The organism is Hydrosulfovibrio ferrireducens, assembly GCF_046883345.1.
GTDB lineage: Bacteria > Desulfobacterota > Desulfobulbia > Desulfobulbales > Desulfurivibrionaceae > Thiovibrio > Thiovibrio ferrireducens.
Genome location: NZ_JALKCW010000010.1, coordinates 162,458 through 181,251, shown reverse-complemented (window position 1 = coordinate 181,251; position 18,794 = coordinate 162,458). Strand labels below are relative to the sequence as shown.

General features: G+C 58.2%; 17 protein-coding genes. 6 read left to right on the top strand and 11 right to left on the bottom strand.

Annotated features, from left to right (window positions below; all coding sequences use genetic code 11):
* Nucleotides 1-61: 61 nt before the first annotated feature.
* The 6 genes from MWR57_RS04350 to MWR57_RS04325 form a co-directional block, all read right to left on the bottom strand.
* On the bottom strand, nt 62-736 hold the full coding sequence (locus MWR57_RS04350) for a response regulator (protein WP_423123562.1): 675 nt from the start codon (nt 734-736) through the stop codon (nt 62-64).
* A 137-nt stretch (nt 737-873) separates the two neighbouring features.
* Complete coding sequence (locus MWR57_RS04345; protein WP_423123561.1) at nt 874-1,362, bottom strand: HyaD/HybD family hydrogenase maturation endopeptidase; 489 nt, start codon at nt 1,360-1,362, stop codon at nt 874-876.
* 75 nt (nt 1,363-1,437) lie between these two features.
* Nucleotides 1,438-3,141, bottom strand: a complete 1,704-nt coding sequence (locus MWR57_RS04340; RefSeq protein ID WP_423123560.1) for a nickel-dependent hydrogenase large subunit — start codon at nt 3,139-3,141, stop codon at nt 1,438-1,440.
* A 177-nt stretch (nt 3,142-3,318) separates the two neighbouring features.
* Nucleotides 3,319-4,455 (bottom strand): Ni/Fe-hydrogenase cytochrome b subunit, encoded by a 1,137-nt coding sequence (gene hybB, locus MWR57_RS04335; RefSeq protein WP_423123559.1) that lies wholly within the window; start codon nt 4,453-4,455, stop codon nt 3,319-3,321.
* 39 nt (nt 4,456-4,494) lie between these two features.
* Entirely contained in the window at nt 4,495-5,445 is a 951-nt protein-coding gene (hybA, locus tag MWR57_RS04330; RefSeq protein ID WP_423123558.1) for a hydrogenase 2 operon protein HybA, read from the bottom strand.
* 3 nt (nt 5,446-5,448) lie between these two features.
* Nucleotides 5,449-6,573 (bottom strand): hydrogenase small subunit, encoded by a 1,125-nt coding sequence (locus MWR57_RS04325; RefSeq protein WP_423123557.1) that lies wholly within the window; start codon nt 6,571-6,573, stop codon nt 5,449-5,451.
* Between the two features lie 241 nt (nt 6,574-6,814).
* Between MWR57_RS04325 and MWR57_RS04320 the strand changes: the two genes are divergently transcribed.
* From MWR57_RS04320 to MWR57_RS04310, 3 genes are all read left to right on the top strand, one after another.
* Nucleotides 6,815-7,954 (top strand): SPL family radical SAM protein, encoded by a 1,140-nt coding sequence (locus MWR57_RS04320; protein ID WP_423123556.1) that lies wholly within the window; start codon nt 6,815-6,817, stop codon nt 7,952-7,954.
* A 223-nt stretch (nt 7,955-8,177) separates the two neighbouring features.
* Nucleotides 8,178-8,588, top strand: a complete 411-nt coding sequence (locus MWR57_RS04315) for a single-stranded DNA-binding protein (protein ID WP_307633107.1) — start codon at nt 8,178-8,180, stop codon at nt 8,586-8,588.
* 47 nt (nt 8,589-8,635) lie between these two features.
* Nucleotides 8,636-9,577: a DnaJ C-terminal domain-containing protein gene (locus tag MWR57_RS04310; protein WP_423123555.1), complete on the top strand. Its 942-nt coding sequence runs from the start codon at nt 8,636-8,638 to the stop codon at nt 9,575-9,577.
* A 100-nt stretch (nt 9,578-9,677) separates the two neighbouring features.
* Here the strand turns inward: MWR57_RS04310 and MWR57_RS04305 are convergent, their stop codons facing one another.
* From MWR57_RS04305 to MWR57_RS04290, 4 genes are all read right to left on the bottom strand, one after another.
* A complete protein-coding gene (locus MWR57_RS04305) occupies nt 9,678-10,394 on the bottom strand; it encodes a hypothetical protein (protein ID WP_423123554.1) in 717 nt (238 codons plus the stop codon).
* Between the two features lie 141 nt (nt 10,395-10,535).
* On the bottom strand, nt 10,536-11,426 hold the full coding sequence (locus MWR57_RS04300) for a phosphoribosylaminoimidazolesuccinocarboxamide synthase (RefSeq protein WP_423123553.1): 891 nt from the start codon (nt 11,424-11,426) through the stop codon (nt 10,536-10,538).
* A 212-nt stretch (nt 11,427-11,638) separates the two neighbouring features.
* The gene (gene mutL, locus MWR57_RS04295) at nt 11,639-13,480 is read right to left on the bottom strand and encodes a DNA mismatch repair endonuclease MutL (protein WP_423123552.1); all 1,842 of its coding nucleotides are present in this window, start codon (nt 13,478-13,480) and stop codon (nt 11,639-11,641) included.
* Nucleotides 13,481-13,483: 3 nt separating this feature from the next.
* Nucleotides 13,484-14,854: a M23 family metallopeptidase gene (locus MWR57_RS04290; protein ID WP_423123551.1), complete on the bottom strand. Its 1,371-nt coding sequence runs from the start codon at nt 14,852-14,854 to the stop codon at nt 13,484-13,486.
* Nucleotides 14,855-15,173: 319 nt separating this feature from the next.
* Here MWR57_RS04290 and MWR57_RS04285 point away from each other — a divergent pair, with 319 nt between their 5' ends.
* From MWR57_RS04285 to tsaE, 3 genes are read left to right on the top strand one after another with little or no spacing between them, the layout of a single operon-like run.
* Nucleotides 15,174-16,205, top strand: coding sequence for an NAD(P)/FAD-dependent oxidoreductase (locus MWR57_RS04285; protein ID WP_423123550.1), 1,032 nt, complete (start codon nt 15,174-15,176; stop codon nt 16,203-16,205).
* Nucleotides 16,206-16,216: 11 nt separating this feature from the next.
* The gene (locus tag MWR57_RS04280; RefSeq protein ID WP_423123549.1) at nt 16,217-16,489 is read left to right on the top strand and encodes a hypothetical protein; all 273 of its coding nucleotides are present in this window, start codon (nt 16,217-16,219) and stop codon (nt 16,487-16,489) included.
* Nucleotide 16,490: 1 nt separating this feature from the next.
* Complete coding sequence (gene tsaE / locus MWR57_RS04275) at nt 16,491-16,973, top strand: tRNA (adenosine(37)-N6)-threonylcarbamoyltransferase complex ATPase subunit type 1 TsaE (protein ID WP_423123548.1); 483 nt, start codon at nt 16,491-16,493, stop codon at nt 16,971-16,973.
* Between the two features lie 35 nt (nt 16,974-17,008).
* Here tsaE and MWR57_RS04270 read toward each other — a convergent pair whose 3' ends face one another.
* Nucleotides 17,009-18,793 carry an ATP-binding protein gene (locus tag MWR57_RS04270; protein ID WP_423123547.1) on the bottom strand — a complete coding sequence of 595 codons (1,785 nt, stop codon included), beginning with the start codon at nt 18,791-18,793 and terminating at the stop codon, nt 17,009-17,011.
* Nucleotide 18,794 lies beyond the last annotated feature (1 nt).

Here is an 18,794-nt window from a genome sequence, read left to right as displayed (position 1 = left end):
TTTTTACGCAGCGGCACAACCAGGAGCCGAACCGAACGCCCCTCGCGGAAGCAGACCCCCCTTACACGTCAGGCCAGAGGTCGGGATCAGCCACACCGATCTTCATGGCAAACTTCAGCATGGCCAGAGGTTCGCTCATCCCGAGTTTTTTGCTGATGTTGGAGCGGTGTTTTTCCACGGTTTTGGGACTCAGACAGAGAAGTTCGGCTATGGATTTGGTAGGGTTGCCCTCGATAACCAGGCGGAATATCTGCTGTTCCCGGTCGGAGAGCAGATCGTATCTGCTGGATTCGGCGGATTTCCGGTCCTCATTGTGGAGATAGCCGCGGATGAGTTCGGAATTTATCTCCCGGCTCAGAAAATACTTGCCCTGGGACACCATCCGCACCGCCTCAAGAACCTCGGACCAGGGAGCGGTTTTCAGCACATAGCCAAGGGCGCCCGAGGACAAGGCTTGGTGCACATAGATTTCGCGGGCGAACATCGAAAGAATCACGATTGCCGTATTGGGAGAATCGTTTTTAACAAGCGGGATGCATTCAAGGCCGCTGACCATGGGCATGGCGATGTCAAGAATCGCCACGTCGGGCTGCAATCTGCGGATCTCCTTGGCGGCCGCCTCGCCGTCCGCAGCCTCGCCGACCAGGGCAAGGGTGTTGCTTCTGGCAAACATCTGCCGCAACCCTTCCCTGACGATGGAATGATCATCCGCCACAAAAACCGTGATCTTGGACATCCTTTCTCCTTGAAAAACCAGCCATGCCATCTGCGACACAGACAAGGTGTTTCATAGAATACTATTTGGCTGTCATGATCAAGTTTTTTTCCCACAGAGCCACCCGGCGGAAATCAGCCCCAATCGTGGCTGGCGGGTCAACGGCTCGCCGCCCTCACTTCGACTCCCATCTGACCAAGTTCCTTCACCACCGCCAAAACCACCCGGTCCACCGCGGCCTCAACCTCCGGCGACATCCCCATGCCGGTGGACAGATCCAGGGGAACAATGCCGAAAAGCGTGATGGAGGGAGGCAGGCAATCCTGCATGGCGGCAACGGCCAAAAGCTCGGAAAGCCCGATCTGATGGGGAGAGATCTTCTGCCTGAAATAGGCCGGTGGATCGAGCAATTTTTCAATGACCACCGAACCGGGAGGTTGGGTCGAGACAATCGCATCCACGATGAACAGATGGGTTTTGTCATCAAGATAGCCAAGAAGGTCCAGCCCCATGGTGCCGCCATCGATCAGCTCGACCTGGGGAGGAAAAAGATACTGGAGCTGGAGCTGCTCCACTGCTCGGACGCCCGCCCCCTCGTCGGTCAGCAACACGTTGCCCACGCCAAGCACCAGAATAGAATGAGACATGCTCCTCCTTATAAAACAGGCCGTCCCGATAGCCGGGGCGGCCTGTTTTCAATGGGTTAACTCCACGCAACAATTTCAGATCATGGTTCTGACGGTGACGATTTCCCGGCTGGCGGGGTCCAACAGATGGATGGCGCAGGCAAGGCACGGATCAAAGGAGTGAACCGTCCGCAACACCTCAAGGGGTTTTTCCGGATCAGCCACCGGATTGCCGACCAGCGAAGCCTCGTACGGCCCAGGGGCGTCTTTGCTGTTTCTGGGCCCGGCGTTCCAGGTGGAGGGAACCACGCACTGATAATTCTTGATCTTGCCGTCCTGGATCACGACCCAGTGGGACAAAACCCCGCGCGGCGCCTCATGAAAACCAACCCCGCGCTGCTCGCCTTTCGGAAACACCGGCTGGTTGAAGGTCGTATAATCCCCCTTGCCGATGTTGTCCATCAAAGCCTGCCACTGACCGAGCAGGGAATCGTGCAGCACGGCGCAGCGCACCGCCCGCGCGGCATGACGGCCGATGGTGGAATGGAGGGCGGAAATCCCCACCGTGGCTCCGGCCAGCTTGCTCACCGTTTTCAAAAGACCGTCGGTGTAGGTTTTGGTCGGACCGTGCCCTGCGGCGTACATGCACAAAACATTGGCCAAAGGACCGACCTGGGCCGGTTTGCCGTTGAAGGTCGGAGACTTGACCCAGGAATACTTGCCGTTGTCCTGGAACTCGGTGTGCTGGGGCACGGTCTCCTCCTCCCAGGGATGACGGTCCCAGTCTCCCTTGTACCAGGAATGCTTGATCCCCTCCTTGACTCCCTGCTTGAAGAAATCATCGTTGAATCCGGTGATCGGTTTGAAGGAACCCACATTGCCATCAGCAATGTACCCGCCGGGGAGGTCAAACGCTGTCCCCTTGGTGTCCAAGGGCAGATCCGGCACCGAAAGATAATTGGTCACCCCGGCGCCGTATTGCGTCCAGTCCGCATAAAAAGCGCCGATGGCCGCGACATCGACCATATAGACATTCTTGATAAAATCGCCGATCTCATCGATCAGGGTCTTGATGTAATAGAGCCGCTCGATGGTCAACGTGGACTGGCTGTCGGGATTGATGGGGTTGGCGACGCCACCCACGGCCAGATTCTGGATATGCGGGGTCTTGCTGCCGAGAATGGCCACCACCTTGTTGATCCTTCGCTGGTAATCCAGGGCCTGGAAATAATGGGTGGCGGCAAGAAGATTGACATCCGGCGACAATTTCATGGCCGGATGGCCCCAGTAGCCGCTGGCAAAAATCCCGAGCTGGCCGCTCCCGACAAACCCTTTGAGCTTTTCCTGCACCGCCTTGATCTCCTGCTCGCTGTTGCGGGGCCAGGGAGAAAGCTGCTGACCGAGGGCGGCGGCCCCCTTGGGGCTGCCCTTGAGGGCGGAGACGATATCCACCCAGTCCAGGGCGGATAGATGGTAGAAATGAACGATATGGTCAAAGATCCCGTGGGCGGAGATAATCATGTTCCGGATGTACTGGGCGTTGAGCGGCACCTCCAGATTCAGGGCGTTTTCCACGGCCCGCACCGAGGCAATGGCATGCACCGTGGTGCAGACCCCGCAGATGCGCTGGGTGAAGACCCAAGCGTCCCGAGGGTCGCGCCCCTGGAGGATCAACTCGATGCCGCGCCACATCTGGCCGGAAGACCAAGCCTTGGTCACCCGGCCATTGTCAATCTCGCAATCAATCCGGAGATGCCCTTCGATTCTGGTGATGGGATCAACGACGATTCTCTTAGCCATGAACAATCTCCTTCAGGTGTAACTGCCCAGCAGCACCGCATCTGCTTTGTCATCGGCCTGCTCGTGTGCAATAGCACACTTCGCAGACCTCTTCCGCGCATCTGCGGCACTGCTGAACAGTTACGTTTCGTGTTTTATGAACCTTTCCAGCCCTGAGCTAGATAGTTACCTTCAAATTCATGCCTTGGTGAGCCTGGGCAACACCGGCAAGGTCTTGACAAACCACAGATAGGCCATCACTTCGGCGGCAATGATCCCGAAGGTGATGAACATTTCCGGCACCGAGGGGAAATACCGCCAGCCGGTGCCGGGATCAAAGCCGACAATATAGGTGTTGAAACGGTACATGCTCCCTCCAAGCAGCATGGCGCAGGAGGCGATGAACAGCAACTGCGGGCTCTGCCGGTTGTTGGGGTAAGCCAAAATCAACAGGGCGGCAAGGAACAACAGGTTTTCCAGAAGAAAGAGATTACCCAGGAGCCCTCCTTCAAAGGCCAGGGGCAGATAGCCGCGCAGGTTCACGTCCTCGATCCGGACCACCAGGTAGAGGCCGAGCAGCCAGGGCATGAGCGCCGAGATCTTGCTCAGCAGATGCATCTCCATGGGCCGCTTGAAGGCAATGGCGGCGATAAGCGACTCGAAGATCACCGCGGCATAGCCGATGACCACGGCGGTGATGAGGAAAAGCAGGGGCAGAAAGCCGCTCCACCAGAGGGGGGAGAGTTTATGCCCGGCCATAAGCATCATGGTGCCAAGGGAAGACTGGTGCATGGTGGGCAGGAGGATGCCCAAGGCGATGAAGACAAAGATGATCCGGTTGAGCCGGACCTTCAACTGGTCCGCCTTGAATTTATCCAGCAGAACCGGGGCAAACTCCATCCACAGCACCAGGATATAGGTGCCGATGCACAGCGCAACCTCGAACATCACCGAATGCAGGTTGCTGAGCCAGGGCAGGAAGATGTTATAGGCCTGCCAGTACCGACCGATATCGAAAATGACCGAGATTCCGGCCAGGGTGTAGCCGAACATGCTGGTCATCAGGGCGGGCTTCAGCAGGGGCGAATACTCCCCCTTATTGAAGACATAAATGATCAGGGCGATGGAATATCCGGCACAGGCCAAGGCCGTACCCACCACGACGTCATAGGCGATCCAAATTCCCCAGGGATAGCCGTCGTTCATGTTGGAAACCGAGCCGATTCCAAAGATGAAACGCTTGCCGATAAAAAAAAGACCGATAAGCGCGATGGCGGCGCACACCTTAAATGGCACGGTGAGCACCTTGCCTCCTAAAGCTTCTCTTTCCTGCATGGGAACACTCCTTTCCGTGAAAAGCCGGGACTTGCGTCCCTACTCTTTTTTCTCTTCCCTGTTCCGGATGATGTAGATCAGACCGCCCAGAACCACGATGGGATAGACCATGCCCTTGTATATGGCGTACTGGATGCCATCCGCCAGGGCCACATAGGAATCCTCGGGCAGGTCGGGCAGGCCGAGATTGGCAAAGGGCACCCCGGCCAGATACAGAACCTGGGAACCGCCAAGCTCCCGCTCGCCGTAGACATGCTTGACATAGCCGCCCGCCCGATGCTGCTGCACCTCGGTGGACTCAATGTCGGCCACGGGGAAATCGTAGTACTTTCCAGGCTCCATGCCCAGCCGCCGCTTGGCCTCAAGCCGCAGCTTTTCCACCGGCCCGAACAGGGAAGCGCCGGTGGGACAGGCGGCGCAGCAAGCGGAAATCCCGCCTTTGGCCAAGAGATGGGAGCACAACTGACATTTGACAATCTCCGGGAAGGGCGAATCCCACTCGAATTTGGGGATATTATAGGGGCAGGCCACCTGGCAGTAACGGCAGCCGATACAGGCCTTTTTGTTGTACGTCACGACCCCGTTTTCTGGATTTTTCACCAGCGCCGAGGCCGGGCAGGCGGAAACGCAGGCAGGATCAATGCAGTGCATGCAGTGCCGCTTGATGAAGGCAAACCCCTCCACCGAATCCTTTTGTCCTTCAACACCGTAGCGCTTGATGATATTCAGGGTCTTGTCGGAAAGATCCTGGGGGTCGTCCCACATCGGCTCGTTCGGGCTGGTGTGTTCCGCCACCTTGTTGTTGGCCTGTTTGCAGGCATGTTCACACACCTTGCAGCCTACGCAGAGGGTGGAATCGTACAGGATGCCGACGGCATTGGGGGGCAAATCCTTTCTGGCCCGTTTGGCCTGGGCCGGATTTTGCTCCGCGGCAAGCAGCAGGGTGCTGGCCGCCACCCCTTTCAAAAAATCCCTGCGTCGTATCTTCATACCCTATTCTCCCTCTGAGGAAGAACCTTGCCCGCTCTTGCCAAGGTTCTTGGCAACCGCAGCCCCGGCTCCCAGCGCCACGCCGGCCACCCCGGCTGCCAGTGCCGCCGCGCCCACCGAGGCGCCTTTTCCCCGCTCGGTAACGATATGCGGATACGCGGCTCCGGGGGTGATGTACTTCAGGTCGGCCTGGGCATGGAGCGGAAGATGAAACCCCACCCCTTCCTCGGTGCAGCCAAAGCAAGGATGCCCGGTACCCACCGGCCAGGAGCCTGGGCCAACATCATTAAAAAGGACAGCCGGACAATTGGCAAAGGTCATCGGCCCCTTGCAGCCGAGCTTGAACAGGCAATACCCTTTCCGGTGCCCCTCGTCGCCGAAGGCAAGGGCAAAACGGCCCGCGTCAAAATGGGGCCTGCGCTCGCAGTTCTCGTGGATGAGGCGGCCGTAGGCGAATTTCGGCCTGCCTTTCTCATCCAGAGCGGGCAGTTTTTTAAAGGTCAGGAAGTGGATCACGGTGGACAGAAAATTGTAGGCATTGGGCGGACAGCCGGGAATCGTCACCACGGTCTTGCCCTTGAGAAACTCGGGCGCGCCCACGGCGCCGGTGGGATTCGGCTCTGCCGCGGCCACCCCCCCCCAGGAGGCGCAGGAACCGATGGCGATTACGGCGGCGGCCTTGGCCGCGGTCGTGCGCACGATCTCGCTGAACGGCTTGCCGCCGATCATGCAGTACACCCCGTTGTCCTTCACGGGGATGGCCCCTTCCACCACCAGGATGAACTTGCCGGAATTTTTCGCGATCGAGGCCTGCAAGGCCGCCTCTGCCTGATGGCCGGCCCCGGCATTGAGGGTTTCGTTATAATCAAGGGAGATAAGATCGAGGATAAGATGTTCAAGGGAGGGATGGGAAGGGCGCAGCAACGATTCGGTGCAGCCGGTGCAGGCAGAGCCGGAAAGCCAGATCACCGGAGGACGTTGCGGGGCCGTAACCGCGGCTGCGATCCGCGGGGCGACCTCAAGGGGAAGCCCCAGGCCGGCGGCCATCACCGTGCAGAACTTCATGAAATCACGACGCGATATCCCGTTCAGACGTTCACTGATCCTGGCAAAATCCTGCTCTTTCATCGTTCGCCTCTTTTGCGTGTATGGAGCATTCTCCCCACTTCCAATAACAGCGGAATTTCAAAAGATTATCCATTATTCCATCATAATGGCATGTCACAAGTCAAGCACGATCAGATTAGGTATAAACACCTAAAAAATGGTAGTGCAATTTTCTCCCAAGGGTCAAGAATTTTCTCGTTGGCCGTCCAGATTCTTTACGGTATGGTGCCGCAACCAATACGCAAACAGGAAACCCGCCATCATGCCGCATACCGCCCCCCTTGATCCAGCCAGCATCATCCAGCATGTCTATGTGGAAAACGACTGCCAAGATCTGCCCCTCACCGCAACTATCCTGGCCAATCTTCCGGGCCGGGAGGTGAGGATTATTCCACCCCGTTCCGGCCTGGATCTTTTCGCGGCCGGCATCACCCCCCAGAGCCTTACCAGCGGCAAGAAGCATCTTGTCCTCTGCAAAAACCGGGGCCGCTTTCTCAAGCCCTGCCCCGCGACCAGGGAATACCGCTGCTGCGACTATCAGGTGCTCAATGTCGGCATGAACTGCCCCATGGATTGCGTGTACTGCATCCTGCAGGCCTACCTCAACAACCCCTGGCTTTCTTTTTTTGTGAATACCGACGATCTGCTGGCCGAACTCACCGGAGCCTTTGCCGAAACGCCGCAGACTTTCCGCCGCATCGGCACCGGTGAATTCACCGACTCCATGGCCCTGGACCGGATCACGGGCTTGAGCCGGATCCTCATTGATTTTTTCAAGGATCAGCCCAACGCGGTGCTTGAGCTGAAATCAAAAGCCGTTGCCCTGGACAACCTTAAGCACTGCGCGCATGGCGGCCGCACCATCATGGCCTGGTCCCTCAACAGCACGGAGATCATGGCCAAGGAGGAACTGCGCACCGCCAGTTTGGAGCAGCGCTTGGCCGCCGCGGCCCAGTGCGCGGCCTGGGGCTACAAGCTGGCCTTTCATTTTGACCCGCTCATCCATCATCCCGGCTGGCAGAAGGGCTACACCGAGACGATCGACCGGCTCTTCGCCACGGTGCCGGCTGCAAGCATCGTCTGGATCAGCATGGGGGCGCTGCGCTTTCTTCCATCCCTGAAAAACATTGCCACCGGACGCTTTCCCAGATCCCGCTTCTTCCATGAAGAGTTTGTCCTGGGGCTGGACAACAAATTCCGTTATTTCCGGCCGCTGCGCACGGAGATGTACCGCCACATGGCGCACCATCTTTCCCGCTATCTGGACCCGGACACCTGCCTTTATTTCTGCATGGAAAGCGACGAGATCTGGCAAGAGGTTTTCGGCTTCACCCCGGAGGAAAAAGGCGGCCTGCCCGCCATGCTCGACCGGGCTGCCCGGACAAAATGCGGCCTCCCCTGAGCACGGTCTCTATTCCGGCCCCCTCCTTTTGGGTGTTGATTTTTGACCGGCCCATCCTTACTATGATATATCGTTTCCCGGCAGCCATGCCCTGAGGGCACCAGAGAACCCGTACCAGGAAAAGGTTGGTGCGGACGCGGGAAATAGCCGGTATGATGGGCGGCCATCACAACAGCGCCTCATTTTTTTTTGCAAATCTGATCGAGAACATTAAGGAGAAGAAATGGTCAACAAAGTCATCCTCATCGGCAACCTCGGCAAAGACCCGGAAGTGCGCTACTCGCAGGCAGGAGCAGCCATCGCCAGCTTCAATGTCGCCACCACGGAAACCTGGAAGAAACAGGACGGCTCCAAGGAAGAGCTGACCGAATGGCACCGGATCGTGGCCTTTGGCCGTTTGGGTGAGATTTGCGGCGAGTACCTGTCAAAGGGCTCCAAGGTCTTCATCGAAGGAAGGCTGCAAACCCGCAAATGGGACGACAAGGACGGCAACACCAAATACACCACCGAGATCGTGGCCAGGGAGATGAAGATGCTCTCTCCCCGCGGCAGCAGCGGCGATTCTTCGCAGTCCCAGCAGTACAACGACCAGCCCTTCCCCGAGCCGGTCATGGGCGATGATGTTCCGTTCTAAAATCCCTTTTTTAATGACAGACGCCAGGACAGACAGGCAGGCAAGGTATGGATTACTATAAATTACTCGGTGTGGAAAAAAGCGCTTCCCCGGAGGAAATCAAGAAAGCCTACCGCAAACTTGCCCTCAAGTATCATCCGGACCGCAACAAGGGGAACAAGGAGGCGGAGGAGCAGTTTAAAAAGATCAGCGAGGCGTACGCCGTTCTTTCCGACAAGGAGAAACGGCAGCAATACGACTCCTTTGGCTCCGCCGGCTTCCAGCAGCGCTATTCCCAGGAGGATATCTTCCGCAATGCCGATCTGGGCGATATTCTGCGGGAATTCGGCATCAACTTCGGCGGGGGCCGCGCCACCTTCCGGAGTTCCGGCGGGGGCGGCGGCGTCTTCGAGGAGATGTTCCGCCAGCCGGGGGCAGGAGGGCGCACCAGCCAGGGCTTTCAGGATTTCCGCCAGCAGCAACAGGTGAAGGGCAACGATCTTTCCCTGGAACTGCCGATCACCCTCAATGAGGCGCTGACCGGCGCCGAAAAAACCATCTCCCTTGGCCGCGGCGCTGCGGCGGAGAGGGTTTCCGTAAAGATCCCCCCTGGAATCGAGACCGGCAAGAAGCTGCGAGTCTCCGGCAAGGGGTCCCCTTCCCCCATGGGTGGCCCGCCGGGCGATCTATATCTGCTGATCAAGGTCGAACCCCACCCGGTCTTCAGCCGGGAAGGGGCGCATCTCTCCATGGATCTGCAAATTCCTTACAGCTCCGCCGTGTTCGGCGCCGAGGTGGAGGTTCCCACCCTGGACGGCAAGCAGCTCAAGGTCAAGGTTCCGCCCGGCTGCCAGCCCCAGGCAAAACTGCGCCTGCGCAAACAGGGCTTGCCAGAGGGCCGGGGAGGCGAGCGGGGAGACCTGCTGGTGAAAATCGTGGTGGCGGTCCCCAAGGAGCTGTCGGAGGAACAGCAGGCGCTGGTAGAAAAACTGAAAGAAACGGGATTGTAGCCCTTCGCCAGGCAGTAGCCCAGACAAACCGCGCCTTGAGATCGCCTAGAACGCCTAGCAGGGTGTTGAAAAAGCCGTCCTGTCTTTTTTCAACATCCGGCTAGAGAAGTATGCCGACAAAAATGGTGGACATGCTGAACATGTATCGCTCCGGCAATCCTCCCCGCATGGCGATATCATCCTCAAGGCGGGTGAGGATCCGGGTCATGATAACCTCGTAGCCCATGTTGAGATAGCCGTCCGCGCCAGCTTCGTTGGTGAGGAAAAGCAGTTTGCCGTTTTTGTCCTTGTATGTTTTCAGCCGCCAGTTCACCTGACTGAGATTATGGTGGAGCCGTTGCAACCGCTCCAGCGAAATCTGCAGACCGCTCACAAAAATCCCCTCGTCCCCGATATCATACGCCTCCACGATGCTTTTCCACAACCCGAGGCTCAGCAGATAGACCCGGTCCGGCTCGACGGTTTCGGGATGGAAGGCGGCGGCGAGGATTTCGTGGGATTGCTTGTACGCATAAACCTGCTCCCCCGTGGGCAGGGGAGCGAAAACAGCATCGATCTTCCGCCGCTGCCGGGCCGGATCTTTCTCATACTTGGGATTTTTGGCATAGAGCCGGGCGGTGAATTCCCGCAGGGAATTCTGATACTGGCGCACATGGTGCCGGATAACGCCGACATCCGTGGGGGTAAAAAATCCCCCGAACCCGTCATTGGCGCCGGATCCGGAAATTCCGCAGCCAGAAGAAAACAACAGCAGGGCGCAGCTCAGCAGCATGGCTGCGGCTGTTTCGCACGGACCACGCGCAAGCGGTCTCGGCATCACGCACCTCCCGGAAAAATGGTTTCCTGACTACAGCCTTTCAAAAGAGCTGTCACCCATACCCCGCCTGTCCGATGATAGCACAGTTTCCCGCAGCAGGGGCCTGCAAAAAAACGCCCTGCCTGGATTTTCCGACACCCGCTAGATATCCGCCCCGGTTATCTTGACCAGCGCCTCCCGGTAACGGGACGCGGTCTTCTCGATGATTTCCTGTGGCAGTGGCGGCGGCGGCGGGTTTTTCCCCCAATCGAGGGTGGAGAGATAGTCCCGGAGAAACTGTTTGTCAAAACTCGGTTGTCCCGCGCCGGGCTGGTACTGATCCTCGGGCCAGAACCGAGAGGAATCCGGGGTCAACACCTCATCGATGAGAATAATCTCGCCGTTATAGATGCCCAGCTCGAACTTGGTGTCGGCAATGATGATTCCCCTGCTGCGGGCATAATCCGCCGCCTTGACATAGAGGCGCACGCAGATATCCTTGATCCGGGCAGTCTGCTCCTTGCCCACGATCTTTTCCATCTCGACGAGAGAGATATTCTCGTCGTGCAGGCCAAGGGCCGCCTTGGTGGATGGGGTAAAAAGCGGTTCGGGAAACTTGTCCGACTCCCGCATTCCGGCGGGCAAGGCAAAGCCGCACACGGTCGGGTCTGATTTATATGCCTGCCAAAAGGAGCCCGAGAGATAGCCGCGGACAATACACTCCACCGGCAGGGGCTTGGCCTTTTTCACCAGCAGGCTGCGGCCCGCCAACTGCTCCCGGTATGGGGCGCAGGCAACCGGATATTCCTCAACATTGGCCGTGATCAGATGATTGGGCACAATATCCTTGAGATAGTCAAACCAGAAAAGGGAAAGCTTGGTCAGAATCGCGCCCTTGTTGGGGATGGGGTCATCCATAACCACATCAAAGGCGGAGATACGATCCGAGGCCACCATCAGCAGGTGGTCGTCCACCTCGTAGAGATCCCGGACCTTGCCGCGATGCACCAGATGGAGATTGGCAAAATTCGTTTGCGTAATGGGTGTTGTCATGACATCTTCCTTATCAAGAAAATTACAGGGCAGAAGGCACGGAAATGTTGATGCCTACTCAATTAGATACTTTTTTCAAGCCGCTTGCGCGATATTTTTTTAGGGGCCGGTCAGAAACAACAGGCCATTTATGTTGCCTTACTTGTACGGCTCCTTAGCCATCTGGCGGCCTAAAACGGCCATGTTATTTTTTAACGATGGCTTATCCGGACTCAGCCTCGATAAAACCACTTCTTGATCTCGTCGGAGGTAAAGCTCTTGGCCACCGGCCGGCCATGGGGGCAGTGGGAAAAAACCTCGGCCCGCTGCATTTCGTCCAGCAGCGCTTCGGCTTCCGTGGCAGTCAGCCTTTGTCCTGCCTTGATCGCCGCCTTGCAGGCCATATCGGAAAGCACCTCCTCGGCCCGCACCCCGCCTCTGCCGGAGCCAGGCTCGCCGAACCTGGCAAAGATACCGGCCATCACCTCTTCAACCGAAGAGCGGCCAAGCACCGCGGGCACGGCCTTCACCACCTGGCTGGACCCTCCAAAATCCTCGATCTCGACTCCGAGGGCACGGATCTCCTCGGCATACTGCTTGAGAATCTGGAGCTCCTCCAGGCTGCACTCCATGACCGTTGGAAACAAAAGGGTCTGCCGGGCGATTTTTTTGCTGGCAAACTGCCTTTTCAGCGTTTCAAACAACAGCCGCTCATGGGCGGCGTGCTGGTCAACGGCAAGCAGGCCGTTTTCCGTGGCGCAGAGCAGATAGGTGTCCAGCACCTGCCCGAGATAACGCAATCCGCCAAGGCAAGGGGCTCTCTCCTCCCCGCTCGTGGCCGGAGGCTGGGGCTTTTCCGCCGCACAATCGCCTTCCGAAAAAAGATTCTTCTCGGAAGCAGGCTGGAGAACCGACGGCGCGGCAGCACCAGCAGTCGCAAAAAGCGGCAACGGCTCCTGCGCCGCAGGGGCGGGAAGAGCTGAAACCGGCGCATACACCTTGGCTGAGGAGGCTTTGGCCTGCGCCTGCCCCCTGTCCTGGCCAAAAACGGGAACCTGAAATATCTCCTTTTTCAAGGCCCGCTGATGATCCGCCATGGCACCCTGAACCGCGGCGACCACGGCCTGATGCACCGACGACGGCTTATGGAACCTGACCTCCTGCTTTGTGGGGTGGACATTCACATCAACGCTTGCAAGCGGCAGGTCGAGAAAAATCACCCCGCCCACTCCCCGGCCTTTCATGAGATAGTTCTGCAGCCCTTCGCTCACCGCGTGGGTTACCAGGCGGTCATGGATCGCCCGGCCATTGACAAATATTCGCAAGCGTCCGGCAGCAGGAGCGTCCGGCGGCAGAAGATACCCCCAAACTCCAGGCTCGGTCTCATCCAGGGCTTGGCGCTCCACCTCCACCAATGCGCCCCCTCCCTTGCCCAAAATCCGTTCCGCCCTGCTCCGTGGAGTGTCAAGCCGCGAAGGCAGCCGCAACACCTCGCGTCCGTCCACGGAAAAACTCACCCCCAGTGCCGGGCGGGCCAGGGCATAATTCTTCACCACCTCTTCGATATGGGCCAGTTCCGTGCGGGTGGATTTCAAAAATTTTTTTCGGGCCGGGACATTGCCGAAAAGATCCGCTACCTCAAACGAGGTGCCTGGGCTGCCCCCCATCTCATGCACCTTAAGGACCTTGCCGAAGCGAAGATCAACCTGGGTACCCAGCTCTTGGGTTGCGGGACGCGAGGTAATCCGCACCAGGGAAACCGAGGCGATGCTGGGCACGGCCTCGCCCCGAAACCCGAGGGAACGGATGGCGCCAAGCTCGGCCAAGCTTGTGATCTTGCTGGTGGCATGGCGCTCCAGACAGAGGAGCACATCATCCTGATCCATGCCGGAGCCGTCGTCAATCACCCGGATCAGGCGGGTGCCGTCGCCTTCCACCTGGATACCGACCTGGGTTGCCCCGGCATCGATGGCGTTCTCCAACAGCTCCTTGACCACCGAGGCAGGCCGCTCGACAACCTCGCCGGCCGCGATCTGATTGGCCAGATTTTCCGGAAGAATCCTGATCCTGGACAAAACTTAGAGCACACTCAACATGTGAAGTTTCAGCCACTCCTCGTCCCACCATTCCACCGGATCGACAAAGATGCCGTTGACCAGCATGCTGAAGTGGAGGTGATCCCCCCCCGCCATGCCGGTGGTGCCGGAAAGGCCGACAACCGCGCCCTTCTCAACCATGCTGTTCAAGGGAACATCGATCTGGCTCAGGTGGGAGTAGAGGCTGAAAATCCCCTGGCCATGATCCAGGATGACGGTATTTCCGTAAATCCCAAGATACTCGGCAAAAACCACCAGCCCCCGGTTGGCGGCCTCGATATCGGCATGCTCAAGCGAGGCAATGTCCACGCCCAGATGCACCTGTTCGTCGATCTTCTCGCCGTTGTACAGATAGGTGCGGTGATCGGCGTATCCGGCCCGCGGACTTCCTTGCATCCGCCCGAAACGGCCATCCCAAAGACGTTCCGGCTGAAATTTCGAGCACACCTCCTGAATTTTCTTGTAATTGGCCGCCCGGATGTCGTTGTTCACCGAGACAAACTGCTCCACCGGCGTGCCGCTCAATTCCGGATAATGGGAGGCAAACTCCGGCAGCTTGGCGGAGAGAAACCCGTCGCCGATGCTGATCTTGTCAGTGACAATCTTGCGCACATGCAGGTTCATGGCAAAGGGAGTCTTGGCCTCGTTTCCGGCCTGGTCCGCCGCAACCACAAAGGCCTTTTCCAACGCGGCGATATCGTGGGGCAGCCCCATGCAAGCGCCATAGATCCCCTCGCCCCGCTTGGGCAGAGGAAAACCCGGGTAGAAAACCTCGTTGATTAGCACTCCGTGCCTGCCCGCCACCTCGCTGACCCGGTAGATAACCACGCCGGCGCCGCCGCCTTTGATATACCGGGGCGACTCCATCACGCTGATCGCCGGCGGCTTGGTGTCGATGCCGACAACCGAGGAGTGCACGGTGACATTGCCCCTGAGCCAGTTCCACCAAGAATAATCAGCCGCCGTCACCACCAGTTCCGCGGAGCCGTCCTTGAAGCCCAGCTCCTTGGGCGTGATCTCGATGGCCTCCTCGATCTGCTTCGGCCCACCCCCGGGGAAAGACCCCGCCTTGGGATAGCTTTTTTCAAGCAACACCGCTTTTTTGCCCTCCTGGATGAGGGAAACCTTGATGGAACTCAAGCCACTCTTGGCATCACTGGCACCCACGGAAATCTGCCGGGCAAGGCCGATGTGGGAGCTCTCCCCATTGAGCGCCACCTGGGGGTTTTCCATCTCCCCCACCAGCCAGAAAAAAGCCGCCAGAATAAGCCCAAGCAATCCCAAGCCCCCAAGAATCAGGGAGGGAAGTGCGCTCCTGTTTTTCTTCACTTTGTCAAACGGGTCAAGCTTCATGCATCCATCCTCTTCACACAGGCGTTCCGGACACGGAACTTTTTAAAGTGGCAACTTTGCCCGGCAGGAACATCCCCCAGGGCCTTTCTCGCTTTCAATTTGTGGCGATAATACCATGAACCCTGCCATGATTCCAGAGCTCTTAAGCCGTTGTGAAAAATCAGCCTCACCGGCCGGATAACAATGGGGGCATACAGAGCCGTAACCGCACAGTCCGGCAAGGTCTTTGTCCCCTAACGGCTCTTAATCACTTGACAGGAAAAGCCATCCTCATATAGTGTGCGAGGTGTTTTCCCGGAGGGCATCAGAGGCAACGATCATGAAAAATTTTCATACCGTCATCGTGGGCGGCGGTCCGGGAGGACTGGCCTGCGCCACCCTTCTTGCCCGACAGGGCAAAGAAGTTCTGGTCCTTGAACGAAACAGCGCCATCGGCCCCAAGGTCTGCGCCGGCGGCATTCCCTCCGTCGCCCAGGGTCTCGGTTTCCCGGAAACCCTGTGGGAGAAATCCTTCACCAGCCAGCGTATCAGCAGCAACTGGCAGCACGCCGTCATCCAAGACGACAGCCCCATTATCCGCACCGTTGACCGGGGCAGGCTCGGACGATGGATGGCGGACAGAGCCGTGACCGCAGGAGTCAGCATCGCCACCAACGCCCTTGTTCTCAAGATCGGCGAAAACAGGGTGCATACCCGGGGGGGGGAGGAGTTTGGCTTTTCCTTCCTGGTGGGCGCCGACGGGAGCAGCTCCCTGGTACGCCGCCAGCTTGGTATTCCCACAGAGAACATGGGGGTGGGCATCAACTACCAAGTGCAGGGCAACTTCCCCGAGATGCAATGGCACCTGGACACCGAACTTTTCGGCAACGGCTACGCGTGGATTTTCCCCCACCAGGATACCGCCTCCATCGGCGTATATGCCCGGCGCAGCACGAGCAAACCCAACATCCTGCTGCACCGCCTGCACCAGTGGGGCACCAGGTACAACCTCGAACTCAAGTCCCGCCAGCCGCAGGCCGCCCTAATCAACTCCGACTTTCGCGGCTGGCGTTTTCACAACCGCTTTCTGATCGGCGATGCGGCGGGCCTTGCCTCGGGACTCACCGGCGAAGGCATTTATTCGGCGATCGTTTCCGGGGAAGAAGCGGCGCGCACCATCCTTGATGCCGGGTATGAAAGCCAAAAAATGACCCAGCTCATCAAGAGGCATCACCAGCATACCCGCATCCTCGAATTGGCCTCCAGCGGCAAACTGACCGGAAAACTCGTCCTGGAGTCCCTGATTTTTTGCCTGCGCACCGGCCTTATCCCTTTCCGCGCCCTGGAAATGGGCATCGACCAACCCTCATGAAGGATCTGCCCGTGAACCCTGACCCGAAAAAGAACAAAACCCGCCTGCTCAATATCCTGTTTCTCGCCGGGTGTGCAGCCATTCTTGCTTTCTTGCTCAAGGCGCCGCCGGAATCAACAAAAAAGCTGCCCCAGGATGAAATCCACCTGCAATTCTACCCCCTGGACAAAAAGGAGGCGGAGAAGCACTGCGCCTCCTGCCATGCCCCCGAAGGCCAAGCCCCTCTCCCAGAAGGCCATCCGCCGAAATACCGGTGTCTTTTCTGCCACAAGAAATATCAGTAAGATGAAACTCGCCATCACCCTTTCAAACCTTGCCGTCACCTCCGCCCTTGGCCGCTATCTCGGCGAGACCGCCCGCCCCGGCGAAGTGATCACCCTGGGCGGCTCCCTGGGGGCGGGGAAAACCACCCTCACCCAGGCCATCGGCCAGGGATTGCTGGTGCCCCCATCCTGTTATATAACCAGCCCCACCTTCAGCCTCCTGCACGAATATCCCGGGCGGCTGCCCCTCTATCATCTGGATCTCTATCGCTTGAGCGATGAAACGGAAATAGAGGATCTCGGCTTGCTGGAATATCTTTACGGCACAGGACTCAGTGTGATCGAATGGCCGGACCGGCTGGGCAGCCTCATGCCCGCGGAACGGCTGCATATCGAGCTCACCCTGCTCAGCGAGACGGCCCGGCTGGCTGAAATAACCGGATATGGCGGGGGATGGGAAGAAAAAATCGCCGCGCTACGGGCGGAACCGCTGTGGCGCGAATGAACAACAACGACTGAAGAACCAGGGATCGGAACGGGTCAGGACGGCTCGTTATCCTTCGGTGATGGAATCCTGGGCATCTTCTCGCCGAGGATCATGGTCAGCTTTGCCTTGATAATGGGCTTGGTGAGGAAACCGTTCATTCCTGCCGCGTAACAGGCGGTTTCATCCTCTTTTCTGGCATGGGCCGTGAGCCCGACTATCTCCAACGGCTGTTTAAGGGCGCGCAAGCCGACATAGTCCTGCCGCAGGGCCGGATCGGCCTCAATCGCCCTGATTCTTCTGGTGGCCTCCATGCCGTCCATATTCGGCATCTGCACATCCATCAGAACAAGGTCAAAGGCTTGGTGCCGCAAATGCTCCAGAGCCTCGGTCCCATCGGAAGCCACCTCGACCTCATACCCTTCCCGGCTGATGAGGATGCTGGCCAATCGCTGATTAACCGCGTTGTCCTCAACCAGAAGAATCTTTCCGCCACCCACTGTCTTTTCCCGGCACGCATCCTTGCGCTCTTGCAAGGAGATGATCTCCGCCGGGGCCTCTTCCAGGGGAATAACAAAAGAAAAGGTGCTGCCCTTTCCCTCTTCGCTGGCGACCACGAGATGCCCGCCCATGAGTTCCACGAGCTGCAGGCAGATGGCCAGCCCCAGACCTGTTCCTCCATATTTCCTGGTGGTCGAACCGTCTGCCTGGGTAAATTTTTCAAAAATCGCCTCAACCCGGTCGGCGGGGATACCTATGCCGCTGTCGCGCACCGAAAACCGGCTGACAATACGGCCGGCAGCGGAACGCTCATAGGCAACCTCGAGGTCAACCCCGCCCTGCTCCGTAAACTTCATGGCGTTTCCAGCCAGATTTATCAAAATCTGACGCAGCCGGTTGCAGTCTCCCATTATTCTTTTCGGGATGCGGTTGTCGATTGTGCTGGCGACGACAACCCCCTTTTCCCGGGCGGGAATCTTGAACATGGCGACCACGTTATCGATCACCTCGGCGAGATCAAAAGGCAGATGCTCAAGTTCGAGCTTGCCCGCTTCGATTTTCGCCAGGTCAAGAATGTCGTTGATCAGCGTCAGCAAACTCTTCGCAGACTGGGTGATGGTTCGGGCATATTCAAGCTGTTCTCCTGCCAATGGGGTTTCGGAGAGGAGTTCGCTGAAACCGATGATAGCATTCATGGGCGTTCGCAATTCATGGCTCATGTTGGCCAGAAAATCGCTCTTCAGACGGCTGATCTCCTCAAGCCGCACATTGGCTTCCCGCAACTCGGCGGTTTGCTTGGCGATTTCGCTTTCCAGCTTGCGGGCATACTCTTTCTCCCGGTCCTGGTTGAGCCGGTACTGACGATAGTTGTCCTCAATCAACTTGCCGTGCTGCTGCTGGAGGATGCTGATCTGCCGGACCGACTGCTCATGATCCGCGACAAGCATCTCCCGTTCCTGCCTGTACAGGGCGAGCTCAAGGGTATTGCGCAAGAGAGAGGCGATCGCGGAACCTGGCTCCCAATCATCTTCCGGGGAGGCAGTGCAGGAGATGATCAGCACCGCCGAAAACTTGGCAAGCGATATCGCGTGGCACCGGGTGCCGCTATCCGCTTTTCCCGTGATAAAGCCATCGGTGGCCTTGGCCTCGCGAACCAGCTTTTCACGCACCGGCAAGGCGACAACCAGGGGGCGCGCGCCATCAAGCACAGCCCCGGACTCACTCACCAGAAGCATCGAGGCCTCGGGCAACAGGGCATCGAGGATCGCCAAAAAACTTTGCAGTTCCGCATTGGCGTCGATCAGGTCATCAAATATGGCATCAAAGGTGGGCTCGGTCATC